This is a genomic window from Fibrobacter sp. UWH4 (assembly GCF_900142475.1).
Taxonomy (GTDB): Bacteria; Fibrobacterota; Fibrobacteria; order Fibrobacterales; family Fibrobacteraceae; genus Fibrobacter.
Genome location: NZ_FRAY01000002.1, coordinates 174,153 through 196,571, shown reverse-complemented (window position 1 = coordinate 196,571; position 22,419 = coordinate 174,153). Strand labels below are relative to the sequence as shown.

General features: G+C 40.7%; 15 protein-coding genes and 1 pseudogene. 11 read left to right on the top strand and 5 right to left on the bottom strand.

What is annotated here, in order from left to right; translation table 11 throughout:
* Positions 1-30: 30 nt before the first annotated feature.
* The 4 genes from BUA93_RS03640 (at position 31) to BUA93_RS03625 (ending at position 4,058) form a co-directional block, all read left to right on the top strand.
* Positions 31-873: a metallophosphoesterase gene (locus BUA93_RS03640; protein ID WP_072977540.1), complete on the top strand. Its 843-nt coding sequence runs from the start codon at positions 31-33 to the stop codon at positions 871-873.
* A 217-nt stretch (positions 874-1,090) separates the two neighbouring features.
* A complete protein-coding gene (locus BUA93_RS03635) occupies positions 1,091-1,669 on the top strand; it encodes a type IV toxin-antitoxin system AbiEi family antitoxin domain-containing protein (protein ID WP_072977538.1) in 579 nt (192 codons plus the stop codon).
* 2 nt (positions 1,670-1,671) lie between these two features.
* On the top strand, positions 1,672-2,532 hold the full coding sequence (locus BUA93_RS03630; RefSeq protein ID WP_072977537.1) for a nucleotidyl transferase AbiEii/AbiGii toxin family protein: 861 nt from the start codon (positions 1,672-1,674) through the stop codon (positions 2,530-2,532).
* A gap of 68 nt (positions 2,533-2,600) precedes the next feature.
* Complete coding sequence (locus BUA93_RS03625) at positions 2,601-4,058, top strand: KAP family P-loop NTPase fold protein (protein ID WP_072977535.1); 1,458 nt, start codon at positions 2,601-2,603, stop codon at positions 4,056-4,058.
* 2 nt (positions 4,059-4,060) lie between these two features.
* Here BUA93_RS03625 and BUA93_RS03620 read toward each other — a convergent pair whose 3' ends face one another.
* Genes BUA93_RS03620 through BUA93_RS03610 form a run of 3 tightly spaced genes read right to left on the bottom strand, consistent with a single transcriptional unit; the run spans position 4,061 to position 9,898 of the window.
* Positions 4,061-7,219 (bottom strand): type I restriction endonuclease subunit R, encoded by a 3,159-nt coding sequence (locus BUA93_RS03620; protein ID WP_072977533.1) that lies wholly within the window; start codon positions 7,217-7,219, stop codon positions 4,061-4,063.
* 5 nt (positions 7,220-7,224) lie between these two features.
* Positions 7,225-8,340 (bottom strand): restriction endonuclease subunit S, encoded by a 1,116-nt coding sequence (locus BUA93_RS03615; protein ID WP_072977532.1) that lies wholly within the window; start codon positions 8,338-8,340, stop codon positions 7,225-7,227.
* Positions 8,327-9,898 (bottom strand): type I restriction-modification system subunit M, encoded by a 1,572-nt coding sequence (locus BUA93_RS03610; RefSeq protein WP_072977530.1) that lies wholly within the window; start codon positions 9,896-9,898, stop codon positions 8,327-8,329. The genes BUA93_RS03615 and BUA93_RS03610 overlap by 14 nt, the downstream gene beginning before the upstream one ends.
* A 319-nt stretch (positions 9,899-10,217) precedes the next feature.
* On the opposite strand from BUA93_RS03610, the gene BUA93_RS03605 reads away from it, so the two are divergent.
* The 6 genes and pseudogenes from BUA93_RS03605 to BUA93_RS03575 all read left to right on the top strand — a co-directional run bounded on the left by BUA93_RS03605 (position 10,218) and on the right by BUA93_RS03575 (position 18,598).
* Positions 10,218-11,825 carry a toll/interleukin-1 receptor domain-containing protein gene (locus BUA93_RS03605; RefSeq protein WP_072977528.1) on the top strand — a complete coding sequence of 536 codons (1,608 nt, stop codon included), beginning with the start codon at positions 10,218-10,220 and terminating at the stop codon, positions 11,823-11,825.
* A 34-nt stretch (positions 11,826-11,859) separates the two neighbouring features.
* A complete protein-coding gene (locus BUA93_RS03600) occupies positions 11,860-13,026 on the top strand; it encodes a hypothetical protein (RefSeq protein WP_072978078.1) in 1,167 nt (388 codons plus the stop codon).
* Positions 13,027-13,042: 16 nt separating this feature from the next.
* Complete coding sequence (locus BUA93_RS03595; protein WP_072977527.1) at positions 13,043-13,822, top strand: DUF2971 domain-containing protein; 780 nt, start codon at positions 13,043-13,045, stop codon at positions 13,820-13,822.
* A 132-nt stretch (positions 13,823-13,954) separates the two neighbouring features.
* The gene (locus tag BUA93_RS03590; RefSeq protein ID WP_072977525.1) at positions 13,955-17,008 is read left to right on the top strand and encodes a metallophosphoesterase family protein; all 3,054 of its coding nucleotides are present in this window, start codon (positions 13,955-13,957) and stop codon (positions 17,006-17,008) included.
* 58 nt (positions 17,009-17,066) lie between these two features.
* A pseudogene (locus tag BUA93_RS03585) lies at positions 17,067-17,787 on the top strand (cell filamentation protein Fic); the annotation flags it as partial.
* Between the two features lie 232 nt (positions 17,788-18,019).
* On the top strand, positions 18,020-18,598 hold the full coding sequence (locus BUA93_RS03575) for a hypothetical protein (protein WP_072978077.1): 579 nt from the start codon (positions 18,020-18,022) through the stop codon (positions 18,596-18,598).
* 12 nt (positions 18,599-18,610) lie between these two features.
* Here BUA93_RS03575 and BUA93_RS03570 read toward each other — a convergent pair whose 3' ends face one another.
* Both BUA93_RS03570 and BUA93_RS03565 read right to left on the bottom strand, forming a co-directional pair.
* Positions 18,611-19,522 carry a PLP-dependent cysteine synthase family protein gene (locus tag BUA93_RS03570; RefSeq protein WP_072977520.1) on the bottom strand — a complete coding sequence of 304 codons (912 nt, stop codon included), beginning with the start codon at positions 19,520-19,522 and terminating at the stop codon, positions 18,611-18,613.
* Between the two features lies 1 nt (position 19,523).
* Positions 19,524-20,684 (bottom strand): trans-sulfuration enzyme family protein, encoded by a 1,161-nt coding sequence (locus BUA93_RS03565; RefSeq protein ID WP_072977518.1) that lies wholly within the window; start codon positions 20,682-20,684, stop codon positions 19,524-19,526.
* Between the two features lie 646 nt (positions 20,685-21,330).
* Between BUA93_RS03565 and BUA93_RS03560 the strand changes: the two genes are divergently transcribed.
* Positions 21,331-22,272: an aldolase catalytic domain-containing protein gene (locus BUA93_RS03560; RefSeq protein WP_072977516.1), complete on the top strand. Its 942-nt coding sequence runs from the start codon at positions 21,331-21,333 to the stop codon at positions 22,270-22,272.
* Positions 22,273-22,419 lie beyond the last annotated feature (147 nt).

Below are 22,419 nucleotides of genomic sequence, written 5' to 3'. Positions count from 1 at the left end.
GCCCCAAATACCCAAGTATAGATTTGAGACATGACTTACTACTTTATCATCGATTTGCATGTTGATTTCTATGCGCCGGTAACCCGTACTGTCGCCATACTACGCAAACATTTCGTAGACTACTTTGAACGCCACTTCTTGCCGGCGGATGCCTGCTGTATTGCGGGCGATATCGCGAACGATTACTTTACTTATGTGGAGTTTCTGAAGTTCATTGCCGAAAAATACAGTGCGGTTTACGTGTGCTTCGGGAACCACGACATCATCACTGAGCATCTGGGGCGCTTCGGAGCAGACAAGGAATTTGCTACATCCGAAAGCAAAATAAAGTACTTCCTTGCTGAAGCAGGGAAAATCCCGAATATTCTCCTGCTCGAAAACCGCATCGCAGAAGGCGTTGCGGGTTGCATGGGTATGTGCGATTTTAAGTACAAACATTCGCCTGCCGCGTCCGAAATTGCGAACAAAATCCTGTGGGCGACACGCTGGTTCGACGCTCGTCACTGGAAATACATGCAGAACAACGCCGACAAACTCTGGCGGCATTATGACATTGTATTTCGCGAACTTACTGCACAACGCCCGAAAATCATGATGTCGCACTTTCTACCGCTGGAATTCGAAATGTCCGAACGTTATCGGCAGGATCCCTACTCAAACTTTTTCTATTTCCACGGGGCGGAATACCTCGAGAACCTGGATGACGGAAGCATTTGGCAGGCTGGCCACACCCACACCGCCATCAAGCGCGAATACATCGACCCGCTTGGCAAAAAACACCTGCTGCTGTGCAATCCCGTGGGTTATCCCGATGAAAACCCCTACGCGGAATACGGGCTAAAACGGGAAGATTTCTTGGTGAAGGTGGAGTGAAATATGGAAAATAGATTTTCAAACCTGTACAAAACAACTACAAATATTCAAAATTGCAGTCGTTTTCTTGAAATTTTTTCAATAAAATACGGGATATCTAAACATTTTCCGTATTTTGTTGAAATTTTGATAGTTGTTAAACTCTGTGTCCTAGACAAAAATATTAAAATTTTACGGCGTATTTGTAAAAATGCCGTAATTTTGTTATATTAAGGATATGCCAAATTACGACGGAAAAGAATTTTGCAATACCGAAGGTTTCATGCTTCGCGACAACATGAGCGCTTATCAATATCATCAGATTCTACAAAAGGTTCAATCGGGTGAGTTGCTTCGCTTGCGTCCAGGTGTGTTTGCTGAACCCATAGTATTGGCCGATACGATGCTCGATATAGACATTCTTGTGCCCGGTGGCGTGCTATGCTTGTATTCGGCGTGGGAACATTACGAACTCACGACGCAAATTCCCAACGCATTTTGTATCGCTATTCAGCGTAAACGAAAACTTGTATTGCCCGAATTCCCTCCAATAACGCTTTATTATTGGTCGGATCATCTGCTGGAATTCGGAACCACAATAGCAGAAGTACATGGGCATAAGGTGCATGTCACAGACTTGGAACGCTCCGTCTGCGATGCGGTAAAATACCGAAATAAAATCGGACTAGATGTATGTGCCGAAATAGTCAAGACATATCTTCGTCGCAGCGATAGAAATCTCCCTAAACTATCGGAATATGCAAAAAAGCTCCGTGTTTCAGCAACACTAAAAACATATTTGGAAATAGGACTTTAAGGATGGTTCAGGATGTCGCAAAGTCAGTAAAAAATCGTCTACTGGAGCAAACGAGAAAAGCACACGGAAACTACCAACAAGTTCTCATACGCTTCTTTCATGAGCGTTTGATGTATCGCCTCGCTAAAAGCAAGTACAGATCATCATTCTATTTGAAGGGCGGTTCATTACTGTTTGCTTTGAATCCCGTAATTGCGCGCCCAACTTTGGATGTGGACTTGCTCGGTATCAATTTCCCTTCAAAGCCAGAACTGCTCCGCTCTATGTTTGCTGATATATGTTTGCAAACGTGTCCTGAAGACGGCATTACTTTCGATATTGACTCCATTCAAGTCAATGACATCATGAATGATAAGGAATACCTCGGGCTTCATGTGAAAATACAGGCAAACTTGGATTCAATTCGCCAGTGGGTCGCCATTGACGTTGGGTTCGGAGATTCGGTTGTTGGTGTAAAAGAGATGTCGTACCCCTCACTACTTGACAATTTGCCTAAAGCGATTATTTTTGTCTATTCAATTGAATCTATTGTTGCCGAAAAATTCCATGCCATGATTGAGCGAGACGAAAGCAATAGCCGCATGAAGGATTTCTTTGACGTCTATCAAATTTTGACAAATCACAAGATTGACAACAATGTTCTTGAATCAGCCATCAAAGCGACTTTTCGCGCCAGGAAAACGAACTACACTTCCAAAGCTAAACTTTTTTCTGCTAATTTCTCCCATAACGAAGCAAGACTAGCTCTTTGGAAAAATTTTTTACACAAAATCAAATATACGAAACCATTAAATTTTGAAGATGTGATGAATTTGATTCGTGATAAGCTAGAAATGTATTGGTCAAAAGAAATGCTGGAATAGAGTTTCATCATCAAGTAAATAGGGAAGTAAAAAATAAAATTATATTGCATAGAAAAAGGACTAAAATTATGCCGCAAGATATGTTAGGGCGTGGGCCGTTCGTCTCATTATTGGAAAACATTATTATTCAGAAAACAAATGCACATGAAGGTTTTTCATTTGCCATTGACGGCAAGTGGGGGTGCGGCAAATCGTGGATTTTGAAAGAGTTTGAGCAAAAACTTGAGCTGAAGAATTATTTGGTAATTCACTATAACTGTTGGGAAAACGAATACTACGAAGAACCGCTTGTCGCTATACTCTCTGTTATAATTGATAAACTGAACCAATTGCAGGATAAAATTTCGGACACGAATAAAAAAGACAGAATACAAATTGCATTAAAATTTTTCGCTGAAGTAATATCGACCATCTTAACAAATAAGTTCGGTATCGGTTTTAACGATTTTTTAGAATCCGGGAAAAAAGCAATAGCCGCAGACAGAGCTCCTGCAATATCAAAAGATTTCGACAGGAATCAATCGTTAAATGAAACTTTAGATATGGTTCGCAAAAGTCTTTTTCAATTAACTAATGTCCTGTCGGAAAGCAACGATGTATTTGAAAACGTCGTTATTGCGGTAGATGAACTTGACCGTTGCTTGCCTGAATACGCCATTAAAGTAATGCAGCGGTTACATCATATATGTTTTGACACTACATCCGATAAATACATGTTTATTCAATTAGCGGCAATCAATAAAAGTGAATTACTCGACTCCATAGCCAAAACATTTGGCCGTGAATTCAATTTAACACAGCGATATACAAACCCTAATGGTTATAATCCTGGGAAAATCTCTTGCGATAACTTCGATGAATGTCAAATACAATTTGGCAATTATTATTTCAAGAAATTTTTCCAGATGATAATCCCCGTATCTAATGGCGAAAAAATAGACAATCCATTGTCCCTTCTAGAGGGATTTGATAAAAACTTTGACGAGGCTGATACTAATGGAAGAGAATATGTTGAAAGATTTTTTACTGAGGTTCTTTCGTTCTTTCCCATGCGAACTAAATTAGAGCTAATCCATTTGATAAAGACCGCTCATGAGATAACTGCATTGAATGACTCTTTAGATAAGCATCTTAGATTTAATACTTTATGTATTGAGTTGGTCGACGGTCTTTGCAAATCTGTATTGAAAAAGAATTATCCCACAGCATTACATCAAGAAGTGGAAGACGATCGTCATGAGTTATATTTGCAAATTGCAAATTTGACTAATGTAGAAGGAATTTCCAATATAAGTGAATTCGAAAAAAGTTTTGAAAATTGGAGCAGATCTAGTTGTGGAAATCTAAAAAGACGTATAGGTGAACGTTACACAACATTACACCCCATCGTCTTAGACTATCCACAATCCTATATAAAGATTTTTTATGAACACGATGAATCTGTTGTGATAAATGGTGCAGGCCCCATTCCCTCCGAAGTCGCTTTTATCGAAGCTTTCCGAAAGACGCTAGAAACTTTGGTGTAAGGTCATTCTTCGTACTTCTTGAAATTCTCAACCTGTTTCAGGACTTCATCGTAGGCTTCGTTGATTACGGTTGGCGGGTAGCCGTTCTTTTTCAAAAGTACGGCCAAGTCGGAATAGAGTTCGTCGCGAATATCCTGCCGATTGGTCCAATCTGCATATTTCGCCTTGCCATTGACGAGTTCCCTAATTTTTCGGGCCAATTCAATGTAGGTTTCTTCGTTCAAGGCCTTACGGAAATTGTGCTCGTCGGCGACGGCGACTAGGATATCGTAGAACGCCTTTTCGATATAGGATATTCCCATTTCTTCAAAGGAGCTCTTTTCCTTCTTCAAATCCTTGAATACTTTTTCAAGTTCTTCACTAAGATTGTCAACAGTTTCTTCGATAATTTCTTGAACTTCGTTGAGTTCGTTACGACTGTTATAGCGGTCAATGATGTTTTTCAGGCGTTTTGAGAATTCTGCCGCTTTCAGCATATTCGTCTTGCCGAATTCCTTGATGGCGCGTTTCAGCAACTTGACCAGCGCGAAGTATTTCGTATTCGGAAATTTTATTTTCTTCAGTTTTTCCAGAAATTCGTCGCTGAACAAGTTTTGCACATCATCTTTTGCAGAATCGTCAAATGTGAAATCCTTACCCTCGTATGACGAGCAGATGGCCCTGTCTACAAGTTCTGCAATTTTCTTGTTCATCAAAGTAGCATCGGGCGTATCACCAATGGTCATCTTGAAAATCACGGAACGAACGCACAAGAAGTAATGCAACAAATCCACTTCATGCTCTGTAATTTGGTCGTGACCGATACACACATCAAACGCTTTCTTGGCGCGTTGCGTAAAACCCATAAAGCGGTCGCGACGTTCCTTGAACGCCATTACAAATTCAACACCCTTGTTGATGATATCCAACCGTTCAAGAGGCGTAGCCGTCTCTTCAAAGAACCGGCTATAATCCACATCGTTCATCAAGTCAATCGTCTTTTGCAAGAAATCCTTGAAGATAACGAGGGCTGCATCTGTTCCGTTAACAGGCTTGATATCGCCATTATACAACTTCATCGCTTTTGCGATAGACGATTCAAGACCGATGTAGTCAACAATCAACCCGTATTCTTTTCCCTTGAAAACTCGGTTTACGCGGGAAATCGTCTGAATCAAATTATGCCGTTCTACGGGCTTGTCAAGATACATTGTGTCAAGCGAAGGGACATCAAAACCGGTAATCCACATATCGACAAGAATGACTATCTTGAAATTCGATTTTTCATTCTTGAATTCCTTGGCGTAGTTTTTACGGTCATCATCGGTCCCGATAATTGCCTTCATTTCTGCAGTGTCATTCTTGGAACCGCTGCAGACGAACTTGACTTTTTCAATGTCCATCGCATCGCGGCTGATTTCATTTCCGTCATATTCGGGTGCGCATTTGCGTTTTTCAAACCATTCCGGGCGGAGCGTCTTGATTCGTTTATAGACTTCAAGCCCGATTTCACGGTCATAGCACACAAACATTGCCTTGCCGTTTACGGTAGCATTTTCACGGCAACGTTTTTCATAATGGCCAATAAAGTGATTGACAACAATATCAAGGCGACTTGTAGCCCCCAGAATTGTCTTGATCTTGAGCATATCCCGTTGCGATTGCTGAATCTGGTCCGGGTTTGTGCCTGCATTTGCCATAGATTCGTAGAATTTATCGCAAATTTCAGCTTGACGTTCGTTTAATTGAACTTCTCGCGGACCGTTCAATCGGGAAATTTGAACCGTTGCGCCGTCTTCTTTTGACTGGAACATCGTGTATTTGAAGGTGATGTCTCCAAAGACTTGCAAAGTTGCATCTACGGGTGTGCCAGTAAAGCCGATATAAGTTGCATTGGGGAACGAATCTCGCAAGTATTTTGCAAAACCGTAAACCGTCTTTGCGCCCTTGGTTTGTGACATCACGACTTTACTGTTCACATTCGTCTGCGTTCGGTGAGCTTCGTCGGAAATACAGAAGATATTCCTGCGGTCACTGAGCAAGTTCAAGTCTTCCCTGAACTTTTGAATGGTCATCAAGTAAACGCCACCGCTTTGGACATCCTTCAATTTTTGTGTCAGCATTGGCCGATTCTTGATTTGCAATGTATTCGCTTCTACAAAATATTCTTTGGCATTTTCGAAATCTTCGGACAGCTGGTCGTCCAAATCATTGCGGTCCGTAAGCATGATGACGGTCGGCTTGTCAAATTCTTCGTAGGTCGTAATCTTTTTAGCAAGGAACAGCATGATGTACGATTTTCCGCAGCCGGTCGCACCCCAGAACGTGCCGCCCTTGTGTGTATTTGCCGCATATTCCTTGACGATGCCCTTGAACATCGCCTCTGCACCATAATACTGATAGTATTTGGGCAAGATAACGAGATTCTTATCGCTATTGTCAGGAATATAGATATAATTGCGCAGAAAATTCAATAATGTGCGTCGTTCAAAAATGCCTTCGATAATGTTGTCTATTCCCTGCGGGCCATCGGCACTTCTGTAAGCATCGCCTTCCTTGAGTTTCCACTTGAAATAGAATTCGTATGGGCTGAACAACGCTCCGTATTTATTGTTTGCACCATCGCTGATGACATTGATAAAGTCAAACTTCATTAGCGAAGGAATATTCTGGGCATAGCGGATATGCGTCTGTTCGTATGCGTCCGCAATGGTTACAGAATCATCGGCAGGATTCTTGAGTTCGATAACGGAAACAGGAATGCCGTTAATGAACAGGACAATATCAGGGCGTTGTAGCTTATATTCCTGGAATTCAAACTGGTTTACGACACGAAAGATGTTGTTTGTCTCGGCATCGTCGCCAAAGTCAAAGAAATTGATGAACAGCCTTGAACCATCGTCTCGCAGGAGGTCAAAGCCCTTGAAAAGTCGCTTGTAGGATTCTTTTAACGCACGATAAAGCGACTGGTTTGAATACTCCGTAATGTAGCTTGCGACCTGGTCAAATTCGTTATCCGAAAGGGAATCATAATTCTGGTCCAAGTAAGTGCGAAGGTCTTGTTTAAGAATGGGCGTATCCAACTCACGGCTGATATCGTAGCCGCAAAGGTATTCCCAGGAATTGTTCTCGAACTTTTCAAGAACAGCCTGCTCGAATTCATTTTCGCAAAACTTGGCCATAGGCGTTAACCTCTTTTGGATTTACCTTCTTCGATTGCCCCTTTGATTAGGATGGGACAGATGTTCTTGATTTGCTGCTTAAGTTTTTCGTTTATTCGCTTGCGTTCTATATAAACCTTATAAATATCAGCAATAGATTCTTGAATTTTGATATCAGGAACGGGAATTGATATTTCTGCCATATCATCAAGTGAAAAAATATCTCTTGTTGTTCCAAAAGAAATAAAACCGGCATATCGCTGCGTTTCCACTCGATTCATCCACAACATAAAATATTCGGGAGACAAGTTTCTCTTATCATTTATTTCAAAAACTTGATACGAGCTAGAAACAACGCAATCTGGGCCTTCACGAAGAGCAATCGGCAACTTTGTGCCATTAGCCTTCATCACCTTATTAAAAGCTATTTGACCTGTTCTTACAATGTTTCCGTTCTTTTTATCATCCGCTATGCGTTTTGGAGCAGTAAATACATGATCCACATTCACACCCTGAAATAAGGAAATAGAATTATCATCATTCTTTTCGTTACACTCTTTGATATACGGACCAATTTTTTCGCAGGGCATCTTGCGGCGCAGTTCTTCAATGTATGCATCACAAGTGAGTTTCAAGTCGTCAAGGCCTTTTTCATAGGCCTTTTGGTTTGCGCACATTGCATCATAGATATCAACATACTTCTGCTGTGTCGGGACATCGGGGATTTCAAACTCCAAGTCACAAAAAACATCCCAATCCAAATTTGCTCTTACGCTACCATCGCTATGAAACCATCCTAATCGGTCTTTTTCTCTTGAGAGAAAAAGCATAAAGAAGTATTCCGGCAAAATCTTTTCTTGATCAACATCAAATGTCGTATATGCCGGCGATACGATAACAGGTGAATCTTTCATAAACATGCTTATTCGAATACACTTATCTCGTCCCGTTTGCATGCCACTATATACAAAACGATTCTTTCTAACAATTTTATATTTCGCGTTATCTAAATTTTCTGTATTTGCCACAGTAGGCATAAATTCTTTAAAAATATTTATGCCGTAAAAATCTGTTATTCCAAACGAATTTCTTTCATCAACCAATGAAATAACATCGCCAATTCGAATCTTACTTAATCCCATACCCAATCCCTTTAAATGCATTTACGAGCATTTCTTGAGACTTGACTTCTTCGGCAATGACTTCTTGCATTTCCTTTTGGATTCGCTTCATCTCTTTCTTGTAATCGATATCCAAATCGTGGTCAATGAACTCGATATACTTACTCGGAACAAGTGAATAATCCTTTTCAACGATTTCACTCATCGGGGCTGAGTAACAATATTCCGCTTCGTCCTTATACAAATTTTTCCAATCAGGGGATTGCCAGTTGAAAAGCGTTTGCGCAATGCGTTGCTTGCTTTCTTCCGTCAAAAGGGTAAAGCCGTCTTCGTTTGCGCCACCATCACCAAGCTGGCGAGCGTCAATGAACAAAATCTCGTTTTCGCGGTTGCGAAGCTTGACATTCTTGCCGTCGCGTTTTACGGTCTTTTCTTTCTTGTGATTGCCCACAATCCAAAGCGTCACCGAAATATCCGTCGCATAGAACATATCTCGCGGCAGTACGATAATTGCCTCTACCTTGTGTTCTTCGATTAATTTCTTGCGGATTTTGTATTCATCGCCATCGGCGTTTAAAGCGCCATTTGCCAAAAGGAACGCCGCCGTCCCGTTATAGCTCAAGTGCGAAATCATGTGCAAAATCCACGCATAGTTCGCATTGCTTACCGGCGGAACTTCGTAGCCCTTCCAACGGGCATCATTTTTCAACTCTTCTTCCGTTCGCCAGTTCTTCAGATTGAACGGCGGATTTGCCAGGATAAAGTCCGCCTTCAAGTCCTTATGTTTATCGTTCGTAAAACTCGAAGCGTCGGCATCGCCCAAGTTGCAATTCAAGCCGCGAATGGCCAGGTTCATTCGGGCAAGTTTATAAGTTTTGTCATTCGACTCCTGACCATAAATGGTAATGTTCTTCTTGTTGCCTTTGTGGCGCTTGATAAATTCGGCCGACTGCACGAACATTCCACCCGAACCGCAGGCCGGGTCAAAAACGGAACCCGTATAGGGCTGCACGATTTCAGTCATCAGTTCAACAATATTCCCCGGCGTGTAGAACTCGCCTTTTTCGGACTTTGCTGCAATGCAGAACTTACGCAAGAAGTATTCGTAAACTCGACCGATCACATCGTCCGTTTCATCGGTGCTGTATTGCATCTTGTTGATTTCGTCCATCAGCGAAGAGAACTTGTTCGCCTCGATATGCAGGTCGCGATAGAAGCCTATCGGGAGAGCGCCCTTGAGCGAAGGATTGTTCTTTTCCATATTGTTGAACGCATCGTCAATCTGCTTGTAGATGTCGTTCTTCTTGGAATTCTTGAGCAAGTAGTTCCAGCAGTCCGTCTCTTCGAGATAGAACACGTTTTCCTTGGAGTAAAAACGCGGATTGTTGACGAAATCCTTCGTGTCTTCGTTTGCAAGGAGAGCCTGACGTTGTGCCTCAAACTTGTCATAGGCAAACCGCAGGAACAATAGCCCCAACACGACGTTCACGTAATCCGTGGCACTCACGCTTCCGCGCAACTTATTACACGCAGCCCAAAGACCCGCTTCGAGCGACACCTGCTTCTTTTCCTTCGCCATAACATCTCCAAGCAAAAGTGGCGAAATCCGTCCTCATTCGCACGGAGACGTTGGCCTAAGATGTCGGGAAAACAAAAAAGGCGTGGAGTCGCTTAGCGTGCCTATCGCTCTGCGGGCTACCACACCCTTGACTCAATAAGCACAAACGACCCACGCCCCAGATGGGACGTGAGCGTTCGTCTTACTCTCGAGTCATTAGAAAGTGGTAGTTTCAGAGCGAGAATAAGAGACGAATCTCAAAATTTCCGGTCGCCCAATGCCGGGTGGCAAAGGGCTATGTCAGTGGAAAATATATATAAATACGAATTTTTTGTGTCAAATGCACCGTCACATAAGAGCAAATTTTGCACCCTTGGTGGCAAGGCTCTCCAGACATCCTAGACAAAGAGCCGAAAATTTGCCCAAAATAGCGCTTCCGAAATTTTTTCTGAAATTTTATGACATTCCCATGATATATATTTATACTGAAAAGAAATCCAAAATGGAAGTGTGTAAAATGAATGAAGTAGGACAACCGAAAGTTTTTATATCGTACTCTTGGGCTGTAAAAGACTGGACTGTTAATCTTGCTACTCGTTTAATGAATGACGGTGTAGAGACCAAAGTCGATTTTTGGGATTTAAAAGAGGGGCAAGATAAATACAAATTTATGGAATCGATGGTGGCAGACCAATCCATTGATTATGTATTGATTCTTTGCGATGAAACTTATACCAAAAAGGCTAATGATAGAACTGGAGGTGTTGGTGACGAAACCGTCATTATCACATCAGAACTTTATGGGAAATCGTCTCAAACAAAATTTTTGCCTTTAGTTTTAGAAACAGATGAAAAAGACGAAGCTACCCGACCTGTATATATAAAATCTCGAATATATTTTGATTTTACCGATGAAAATAATTACGAAAATGAATATGAAAGACTATTAAGACACATTTATAATAAGCCGTTAATTCCTAAACCAAAATTAGGAAGTATGCCAGAATGGTTGAACGAAAATAAAGTAAGCTTGTCCTCCTTGTCAAAGTCGATATCAATTTTAAAATCTTCCGCCAATGAAACTCGAAAGAATGCTGCTGTTGCGGATTTTTACCAAGAATTTTCAAGCAAAGCGAAAGAATTTATTATTAAGGACTCAAATAATATCGGACAAGAAATCTTGTCGAAAAAAGGAGCTATGAAACCATTAAGAGATTCATATTTAGATTTTTTAAAAGAAATTATATTCTCTGAACGGGATTTAGCTGAGTTCGTGTGTCGTTTCTTTGAAAATGTATATAATGAACTAATGCTTTTGCCCCCTCACACGAATTCCTGGAGTAATTCTCATTATGAGCACTATCATTTTTTTATATGGGAAACATTTGTTTGTACTGTCACTTATTTACTTCATTATGAAAAATATAAAGAACTGTATTTGGTTTTGACTCATACTTATTTTTTGCAAAAAGAAATATCTCCTCTAAGAAGCATTTCTCCCGCTTCTATTATGAATTTTGGGTGTTATTGTGAAAATCTTGAATATTCTAAAGAAAATTCGCGAATGTATTCATTTACAGCAGATGTTGCTGTTAAAAGAATCAAGGAGCCTTTAATAACTCAAGAATCTTTTGCAGAAACAGATATTTTTATTTGTCAAATGTCGGCTGTCTTGAATATAAAAGATGGTGCTTGGTTTCCTACTTCATATGTTTATGCAAACATAAATCCTTTTGGCGAAAGTTCAATAAATGTGTGGAAAAAATTGCCTTCGAAACAGTATTGTTTGAAGATTCTACCTTTATTTAACGCAAAAACCATTGAAGAACTAAAGTGCAAGATACAAAATAATCCGATTGAAGCTGGCTATGGATATCCCGGTTCTTTAAGTAAAGTTCCGAAAATTCCTTTAACAATTGGCAATTATGACATCGCTTCCTTGCCTTAGAAAAAAATGGTTTTTGCTTATGGAGAACTTGACAATGAAAAAAGCTGAAATGTATTGGCAAACATATCTAAATCTCGAAAGAGAACTTCTCGAACTGTCTAAATACATTTACATTACAGATGAGAAATATGTTTATTCAAAAGGTTCCTTGATCCGAGAATCGTGTAAAACGCAAATCGAAACTTTTTCTCCGCATATTGCAGATTTGATTGTTAGAACATGTGTCGAAATTGAAGCCATATCAAAGGAATTGTATTTTGACTTAGGAGGCTCAAAAAAAAGAGGGGATAAAGATTTATTTTTTGATGAAGATTGCTTGAAAATATTAGATATAAAATGTAATTCGTCTAAGAAGATAGTGATGGTAACTTGTCCGTCGTTCAATTTAACCGAAGATAGTAATAAGGTTTTTAGACCTCTGAGAGAAGCTCATAAAAGACAGGGAACTGACTGGGAAAGCGCGTATCAAGCAGTAAAACATGATAGATATTCGTCTGTTAGTAGGGGCACTGTAAAAAATCTTATTCGTGCTTTAGGCGCCTTATTCCTATTAAATATTTATTATAGAAATGAAAAAATATATTCAAAATACTTAGAAGTCAATAAATTGGATTTTTCGTTTGGATCCAAAATTTTTTCATTGAAGAAGCCTGATCAACGCTATGTCATTGATGTGGTAAATGGAAAAGAAATATCAGAAATTTTAACTTCAAACGAATCCCCATATATTTTAAAATATACGGATTCAATTTATAAGGAGGTGCTAGAAGCGAATAAAAAAATTGTAGCAGAAAGAAAACGGTATTTTGAATCGCAAGAGGAATTTAAAGAAGTCGCTTTTATAAATCAACTAAACCAAGCATTAGAAAAAGAAAAAATGGATCCTCGTCAAAAAGTTATACTATCTTGGGAATTATGTAAGTATAGGATAAATAAAAAAATTCCAAGCACCTTACCATTTGAGGAACGAAAAAGATTATTTGTTGGTTGCGACGAATTTAACGGACGGATTCGACAAATGAATCCTCACAAGCAAGAATCTGAACTAACTACAGAAAACATTCAGCAGGAAATAGATTCTGCCGGAATAATGGCAGGAATGGAGTTGGACTATCAATTTGATAGACTTAGAGAAATAAAAGCTTTTAATGAAGGGTATTGTGAATTGATTATAGATAGAGGCGATCTAAAATACAAATAAGGGTGAAATAAATTTTATGAGCGCTTCTAAATTATACAAATATCTTGATATCTATGGCGGATTGAAGATGATGAAATGCCACAATCTTCGATTCGTTAACGCCACAAGATTAAACGACCCTTTTGATTGTCATCCCAGTTTGATAGACTTTTCAAAAGTTCCTGCAGAAAAATGCAAGATATGGTCGGCACATTTAATTGAGGAATTGGAGTCTTGCCAATATAAGAACTTGCGAAAACGTACTTGGATTTGTAGTCTTTCAAAGGTCTATGATTCCTTGCTTATGTGGTGCTTTTACAGCAGTTACAGCGGTGTCTGTATCGGTATCGACATGGAAAAAGCAGAGAAGTATCTTTCTCGAGTAATGAACGGAGTCTATTTGGGCGTACAACAATTAGAAGTGCAGTACAAGGACATTGTCAATAAACCGGATTTCTTTCACAAAATCGACATGATTAATTACACCCGTTACCAGCTGTCAACAAAAGCTAAGGAATGGGAGCATGAAAAAGAAGTTCGCTTGTTGCTGACAGATCCATTAGTTGGAACAATTCCTTCAGAATATTCAGAAAGTGCTAAAAAGGAAGACGGTTCGGTTGATTACGAAGATGTTCGCTTTTATCCGGTTATAGGTCGAGAATGTTTTTGCGAACTCTATCTCGGCGTCAATGTGGAAAAAGACAAGCAGGATGAAATTTTGAAAGTGGCGCGATGGCTTAATCCTGAAATGAAAATTTATAAGATGACAATAGATCCTAATCAGTTTAGATTGAATGCAGGATTTATTGAAAATTGAATTTTTGCACACTCTTTTTCTCGAATAGGCGAATATCATTGCCTTAAAATCGTTCTATATTTATAAAACTATAAAACAATATTTTGATTTTACCATTTAACTTTTATTATTTTTATAAAAAAGGAATGCAAAATGGCAAAAATCGGATTTCTTCATATTTCAGATTTACACATAAAAGAAGATTCTGTGCTTAAACCAGCAGAAAAGATCGTTTTAGCCATTAAAAGTGACTGGATTGATGTTAGCCATATATATGTACTTTTTTCCGGGGATATCGCTTTCTCAGGGAAAAAGGAAGAGTACGCAAAAGCTGAAGATTGGATTCAATCTGTTTTGCTACTAATACAAGAAGAAATAAAGAAACCGACAGGTGTTTATTTAGTTCCAGGAAATCATGATTGCGATTTCAATAAAAATTCAGGAATTCGTAATATCACCTTACAACATATTCAAAATAACGGATACAATAATCTTGACAATAGTATAATTGAAACTTGTGCAAGCGTTCAATCTGATTATTGGGATTTTTATAGAAAAATAAATCAGTCATCTCATGAATTTGAGAAGTTTGTTTTTTATGAAACTGAAGAAACAGCGGATTGTCATTTAGGTTTTTATGAAATAAACACAGCGTTAACATCATCACTAAATGAATCCCGTCTTTTTATTCCTGTAAAAAAATTTCCTCGTTTTGATTCTAACGGGACAATTCGAATAGCAATTTTTCACCATCCTTTATCTTGGTTAACTTCGCAAAATCAAGAAAATAATAGAAATGAGTTTAGGACATATTTGCAAAATAATTTTGATTTTGCCTTTTGCGGTCATGAACATAATCTTACTGTTAGAGAAGAAAATAATGATTTGACAGCAAATGGATTTATTGATATTTGCGGAGCGGCGTTCAATTTTCAAAAAGATGGCAAAGACTGCTCAGAATTTCAAACGATTGTATTTGATTCAAATACGAAAGATATAAGGCTGAAAACATATTTTTATGCGGATGATTTATTTTGTGAAAAAAATAAAGCTTCTTTTATTGCTGAAAAAACGGAATCAGGGCTTTTAAGCAAAAGCCACTCAAAAGATTTTATCAATAGTATTGAAAAAATCAATTTTACGTTACCAAATAAGAATGGAAAGCAAGCCGTAATAAATGACATATTTGTTTATCCAGATTTGGAAAAAACGACATCAAACGAAGTCAAAAATCATATTTCGTCAGAAAAAGTCTTAGATGATGATTCGGAAATAATTGTTATAGAGGGGGACGCTCAAAGCGGGAAAACATCTCTTGCGTTAAAATTATTTTTTGACACAGAAAAAACTTCAAATCTATCTCTTTACGTAAAAAACAAGGACCTATTAGTCCGAAAAAAAAGAGAAATAGACGATTTTGAAAAAATTATAAAAAAAACATATGGATTACAGTACGTTTCTGCTTGTTCTTCTTTTGATGAATTTAGACAGGATGAAAATAAAATTATATTTATAGATGATTTCTCTCTAGACCCTTTGGGAAAAGAAAACTTCCAAATATTTTTTGATTACTTGAAAAGCGTATTCAAAAAAATAATTATTTTTACTAATTCAAGTTTGAATTGGCAAATTAAGTTAAAGAGCATATTTGGTGATAAAATTTCTCTTTTTAGAATTCTTCCGTTCAATAATAACCGAAGAAGCGAATTATGTGAAAAATATTACGCATTTTACGAAGACAAAGATTTTGACAAAGATCAAAATGATGATTTGGACTTCCTAAAAAATAATTGTCTTTTGCTAAGGCGAGTTGTACAAAACAAAATCGTTCCATCGTATCCTTTATATATGCTGATAATATTGCAGGCTCAAAAGAATTTCCCTGCAAGAAATTTCGAAAAAACATCATATTCAGAATGTTACAGGACGCTAATTTATTTGTCTTTGATGAAAAATGGATGCGTCAAAGACGATGAGTTTAATATGCATATTAAATTTTTAGAAGAATTTTCTTTTTTTCTTTATAAAAAGAAGGATACTCGATTTACAAAAGAAGATTTCGACGCTTTTTCTCGAGAATACGCTAATAAATACATCCTTGGTTCTCCAGATGCCTTATTATCTACTTGTCTAAAAGCAAATCTTTTGAAAAAAGATGACGAAATTTACTCATTTTCTTATAAATACATTTATTATTATCTAGTTGCAGGAAAAATAGCAAAGACCATAGATAGGGATGAGGGGAAGAAAATTGTTGAAGATCTGTGTTCTAATTTAAATTCACTAGAAAATGCAAATATATTAATTTTTATTTCTAGTTATACTGAAAGTGAAAACCTGCTGGATGAGGTTTCTTTTGCAACAATGTTGCCTTTTGAGCATTATAAACCAGCAACTCTTGATGCTAAAAGCGAGTACTTTAATTTCATAAATGAAGTTGTTGAAAAAATATCATCCTCTGTTATTCAAGGCGACGTAGATCCTTATGAAACCCATAAAGTTATTCAAGACAATATAGATAAAGTTGACGAGGAAATCAGCCTTGAAAAAGAGGAAAATGTTGACTCATCGGATGTCCTCGCTCCAATCTTACAGTCTTTTAGATCAATTGAAATTGTTGGTCAAATAATAAAGAACCGATATGCATCGATTGCAAAAGAAAAAATTCAGGAAATGATGCAAAATGTTTTTGAATGCGGCTTCAGAACATTAGACTTTTTTTGTCAAGATCTAATTCGGGCAAAAGATGATTTGACATTAGCAGTAACAAAAGAACTAGAAAAAAAGAATCATAAAAAGAATGACCCTCAAAAAATAAAACTAGCGGCAAATAATTTTGTGAGAATGTTGTCGTATTTTATTTGCCATATGATGATATACAAGATCGCGAATGCTGTTGCTCAAAAAAACATATCCTTGATTGCAGATGAAGTCGCTTTTAAAATCAATTCAGAAAACAATTCTCCTATCGCTAAATTAACAGCTTTTTCTGTAGCGTTATCATCAGGAAGATTTAATATGAAAAAACTTGAAGAACTTCACAAAGAGTTTTATAAGAAAAATATGCTTGTTCATAATTTACTTTGCGACATAGTACGAAATTATGTTTATACAAACAATATTGATATTTCAAAAAAACAAAAAATTGCTAGTGCATTAAATTTAAAAGTCCAATTTAAACCGACTTTACCAGCGAAAGGCGTTTAACTCTCTTATAGTAACATAGTAAATAAAAGTTATATCAAACATAAACGGCAGAACTCCGATGCGAAAGAAACCGTCAGAACTGGATTTTGAAGAATACATCCGTCAGGTCGAGCCCGCCAAGCGGGAAAAGTCCTACGCGTGGTCCACGGCTATCGGCTTGCAGCAGGTTGATGGCCTGACGCCTTCGGATTATCTGCTCGAAGTCGCCAAGAAGAACATTGAAGGGAAGATTTCCCTGAACAAGGCTCAGGAGCTCATTGATTCTTATTACGAATCGAAGACGGAGCGTTCCGACGACAAAGACGATACTGAAGAAGCTGACAAAGTTTCTGCCCGCATTGCGCAAATATTGAGTGAAAAGTCGTTCAATTTTTCACCCTCTTTTTTGATTGCAATTCACAAGCGGCTTTTCGAGGGGGTGTTCAAACATGCTGGAGAAATCCGCAAATACAATATTTCGAAAAAGGAATGGGTGCTGAACGGGCAATACTCGCACGACTGCGGTTTTTACCATCAAGTATCTGCGTTCCATGGGCTTTAAAGTCGGGAACGACATTTTCGCCAAAAATTCGTGGTATTTCAGGAATGCCCTTGTCCGTGCGAACTACAAGAATGTGCGGAAGGGAATCCAGCAAGAGCCGGAACACCTCGAAAAGTTCTTCCGTAATTTGCTGATGGGCGAACACAACGAACTGAGAAACCGCTACTTGCATGTTGATTACAAGGGAGTCAAGGACAAAGCTGTGATTGAAAAATCAAAAAATGTCACAGTAAAATGTCACAGTAAAAATCAGCGAACGCCAGAAACAGATTCTAGACATTGTGAAAGAGAATCCGAAAAGTGGCGAAAAATGCTTAAAACGTCGATAAAAGTCGACAAAGTTCAAGAAAATTATTGTTGAATACCTGTCTGAATTTTCGCTTTTTTACGAAAAATTTCGTGATTGTCATCTTTTGACACTCGAAGAATGTATCTTTGTGGGCAGAAACACTCTTTTCAGGAGGCATAATATGAAAAAGATTCTTTTTTTTATGATTATGGCGATATTTCCCACTCTTGCCATGGCGTCGCCTTTTGGTTTAAAGATGGGTATGTCGATTAAGGAGATTGCCAAGGAATGCGAGGGCAAGCCCGAATTCGTAAAAAATGACGCTTACATAATCAAGCCTAAGAAAAGTCACCCGTCATTTGAGTATTATTTTGTTTTTGTCGACAAAAATAAGGGCTTATACCAGATTAAGGCATTATCTTCGGCCATCAGTACAAACGACTATGGAACAGAATTGCAGGGCGCTTTCAATACCACCAAAGACCGTATCGCAAAGAAGTACGGCGAAGCTACGATTCGTGATGAAATTGATCCGGAATCTGTTTTTCAAGAAGGCTATTATTGGATGCACACCTTAAAAGGTGGCGCACGCACTTTGGCCGCCATCTGGGGTAAGGGAGGAAAACTCGCCGACAATCTTGATATGGTTGTTCTCGAATGTTCCGCAAGCGAGATTTCTTCCCGCCAGGGATTCCTGATTCTTTATTATTTCTTCAAAAATGCGGATAAAATTGAAGACGAACAGGACTCCGTATTTTAGGTACAGCGCACTTTACTCATACAATCCCTTGCTAAAGTAACGGTCGCCGCGGTCGGGTGCTACGAACACGATGTTTCCGCGGGCGCCCGAGGCGATGAGTTTCTTGACAGCGGTGAACGCGGCACCCGAAGAGGAGCCTGCGAAGATTCCTTCTTTCTTGGCGAGTTCGCGGGCACCGCCAAAGGCGTCGTCATCGTTGATTTTGATGACCTGATCTACGAGCGACATGTCCATGGTGTCGGCGATAAAGTCGTTGCCGATTCCTTCGATGTTGTAGTCGCCATGTTCGCCGCCGCCCATAGTAGAGCCGATGGGGTCTGCGAGTACGCCCTTGATGTTAGGGTTCTTTTCCTTGAGCGCCTTAAGGATTCCGCTGAAGGTGCCGCCACTGCCTGCGCCTGCGACCACGTAGTCGATTTGTCCGTCCAGATCCTCGTAGATTTCGGGGCCGGTGGTTTCGTAATGGGCCAGCGGGTTTGCCATGTTGCGGAACTGCCTTAGCGAAACAGAGCCCGGAATTTGCGTCAGGAGTTCTTCGTCCTTCTTTTCGGCGCCGAGCATTCCGTCTTCGCGCGGGGTGTTGATGAGTTCTGCACCGAGGGCGCGCATGAGCGTCTGCTTTTCTTGCGAGAACTTGGTGGGCACCACGAATATCACGCGGATGCCGCGGTTGAGTGCCGCGAAGGCGATGCCGAGGCCGGTGTTGCCTGCGGTGGCTTCCACAATGGTTCCACCCGGTTTCAGGAGACCCTTTTCAATCGCGTCGTTTACCATGTAAAGGCCGGTGCGGTCCTTCACACTGCCCGAGGGGTTCCAGAGTTCGAGTTTAGCAAACAGGTTTACGCCTTCGGGGAGTCCGACATGGTTAAGCTTTACAAGCGGAGTCTTCCCGATTAAAGATTGCATCGATTCGTAGTAATGCATATTATGCTTCCTTTGCGGCGCTAATGCCGGCGTTCAAATCCAAGATAATGTCATCGACTTTTTCGATACCTACAGACAAACGAATGAGTCCGTCGGTAATGCCCACCTTTTCGCGGATTTCCTTCGGAATAGAGGCATGGGTCATGGTGGCCGGATGGCATACGAGGCTTTCAACACCGCCCAAACTTTCGGCCAGCGAAATCAGCTGCAGTGCCTTGAAGAATTTCTTGATGTCGTAGTTTTCGTAAAGTTCGAACGAAATCATGGCGCCGCCGTTCTTGGCCTGTTTCTTGTTGATTTCGTAGCCCTGAGCGGTCGGGAGTCCCGGATAATAAACACGCTTCACGGCTTCATGCTGTTCCAGGTAGCGGGCAATGCGTTCCGCATTTTCGGTATGGCGATCGAGGCGCACGCCAAGCGTCTTGATACCGCGAATCAGGAGGAACGAATCGAAGGGGCCGAGCACCGCACCCACGGCATTCTGATTGAACGCAAGCTTTTCTGCGATTTCCTTGTTATTCGTTACGGCGAGGCCTGCCACCACATCGCTGTGGCCGCCCAAGTACTTGGTCGCGGAATGCACCACGATGTCGGCGCCAAGTTCCAGCGGGCGCTGCAAGTAAGGAGTCATGAAGGTGTTGTCGACAATGGTCAGAATTCCATGCTTCTTCGCAATCGCGGCGACTCCCGCCAAGTCCGTCACGGTCAGGAGCGGGTTCGCCGGGCTTTCGATAAAGAAGGCCTTCACATCGGGCGTCACCTTGGTATCGAGCGTTGCCAAGTCGGTCGTATCTTCAATAGAATAGGTAATGCCGAGGTTCTTGAAAACTTTATCCAGAACGCGGAAGGTACCACCATAAACATTGCTAGAGATAATGATGCGGTCGCCCTGCTTGAAAAGCGAAAGCACCGTAGAGGTAGCCGCCATGCCGCTACCAAAAGCAAAGCCCGCGACACCGCCTTCAAGGTCGGCAATCAGCGCTTCGAGGGCTGCGCGCGTGGGGTTACCCGTGCGGGAATATTCCCAGCCGGTATTTTCGCCGAGACCCGCCTGCTTGTAGGTAGAAGTCTGGTAGATGGGCACGTTAACGGCTCCGGTGACCTTGTCACCATCGATGCCGCCGTGGATGAGTTTCGTTTCGATATACTTGGAAATTGACATTTTTTGAAGTCCTTTAGCGCCATGCGCCATTTATTGTTAAAATTCGAATAAAAAATCCCGCTCCGGAGACAAAACCGAGCGGGAATCTGTTTTAGATAAAAGCCTAAAAACTAGTCGCCCGTTCGACATCGACCCCAACAGAAACAACACTTGTTCATCATTTTTTGAGTCATTTTTTTAATTCCTATCGTTTGTGTAGGAATAATATAGACAAAAACAATAACGCTGTCAACCGAAATCGGGTTATTTGGTTATACAATTTTTCTTTGATTAAAGATAGTTTTTATCTATAACATACCGCTTTATTTATTTACGCAAAATCTGCGGAAAAAATAGAGTGATAGGTTTTGGCGTGGTGGACGGAATTGCCTCGGATTGACCCGAAATTAGTGCTCCTAAGCTCTAGAATTTGCCGTAGCGAACAATTCTTGCTGTGTCAGGTTCCTTGTTTTACTCTATTTTTGATTGAATTTTCAACTAATTACGCAAAATCTGCGTTAAAAATTAGCTTTTTTGTAGACGGTTAACTTTTTTTCTTGACCGAAGCCTTTGCATAACCTATCTTTGCCTGCGAAACAATTAACCTTAACCACTAGCCGCTCGCGGCGACGCTCATACCTCAAAGCGAAGCGACCTCATAACCACTATGTACTACGAAAGCATCAAGGTCCTCGACTGCACCATCCGCGATGGCGGTCTCGTCAACAAGCACGACTTCTCCCTCGAATTTGTGCGTCGCCTCTATACACTCCTTTCTGCCGCCGGCGTGGACTATATGGAAATGGGTTACAAGAATTCTCCGGAACTCTTCGACCCCAAGGAATACGGTCCGTGGAAGTTCTGCGAAGACGATCTCCTGTGGAAGGTGAAAGACGGCATCGAATCCAACATCAAGATGGCCGTGATGGCTGACGTGGGCCGCGTGAACATGGACGCCGTGAAGCCCGCCAGCGAAAGCCCGTACCAGATGTTCCGCGTGGCAAGCTACGTGAAGAACATCGACAAGGGTATCGAGATGGTGAATGCCTTCCACGACATGGGTTACGAAACAACCCTCAACATCATGGCCGTGAGCCGTGACCGTGGTCCGGAACTTGACGAAGCCCTGCATCAGGTGAACGAAGAGTGCAAGGCCGACGTGCTTTACCTCGTCGACAGCTTCGGTGCCTTCTACCAGGAAGACATTGACAAGGAACTGACTCGTTACAAGGGAATCGTGAAGAACAAGAAGTTCGGTTTCCATGGCCACAACAACCAGCAGCTTGCCTTCAGCAACACGATCCAGGCAATTATTAACCATGTGGATTTCCTCGACGGTTCCGTGTCTGGCATGGGCCGTGGCGCTGGCAACTGCACCACCGAGTTGCTCCTCGGTTTCCTCAAGAACCCGAAGTACGACCTGCGTCCGGTGCTCGATGCCTACCAGGAACTGTTCTTGCCGCTCAAGGAAAAGTATGAATGGGGTTACATCATCCCGCAGATGATTACGGGTATGCTGAACCGCCACCCGCAGGATGCTATCGCCGTCCGCAAAACCGAAGACCGCGACAACTACCGCAAGTTCTATAATCATATGATGAACGACTAGGAGGCGAATCCAGCACGAAAGTGCTCGCACTTTCGTATTGGTGAGCCGACGAGTCGCGCCCTTGATTTGAAAAATCAAGGGCCACGATTAAAGACCGCTCGCGCCCAATCGTACTAAGTACGTGCCCTGAGCGCTCGCTCTCGCAAC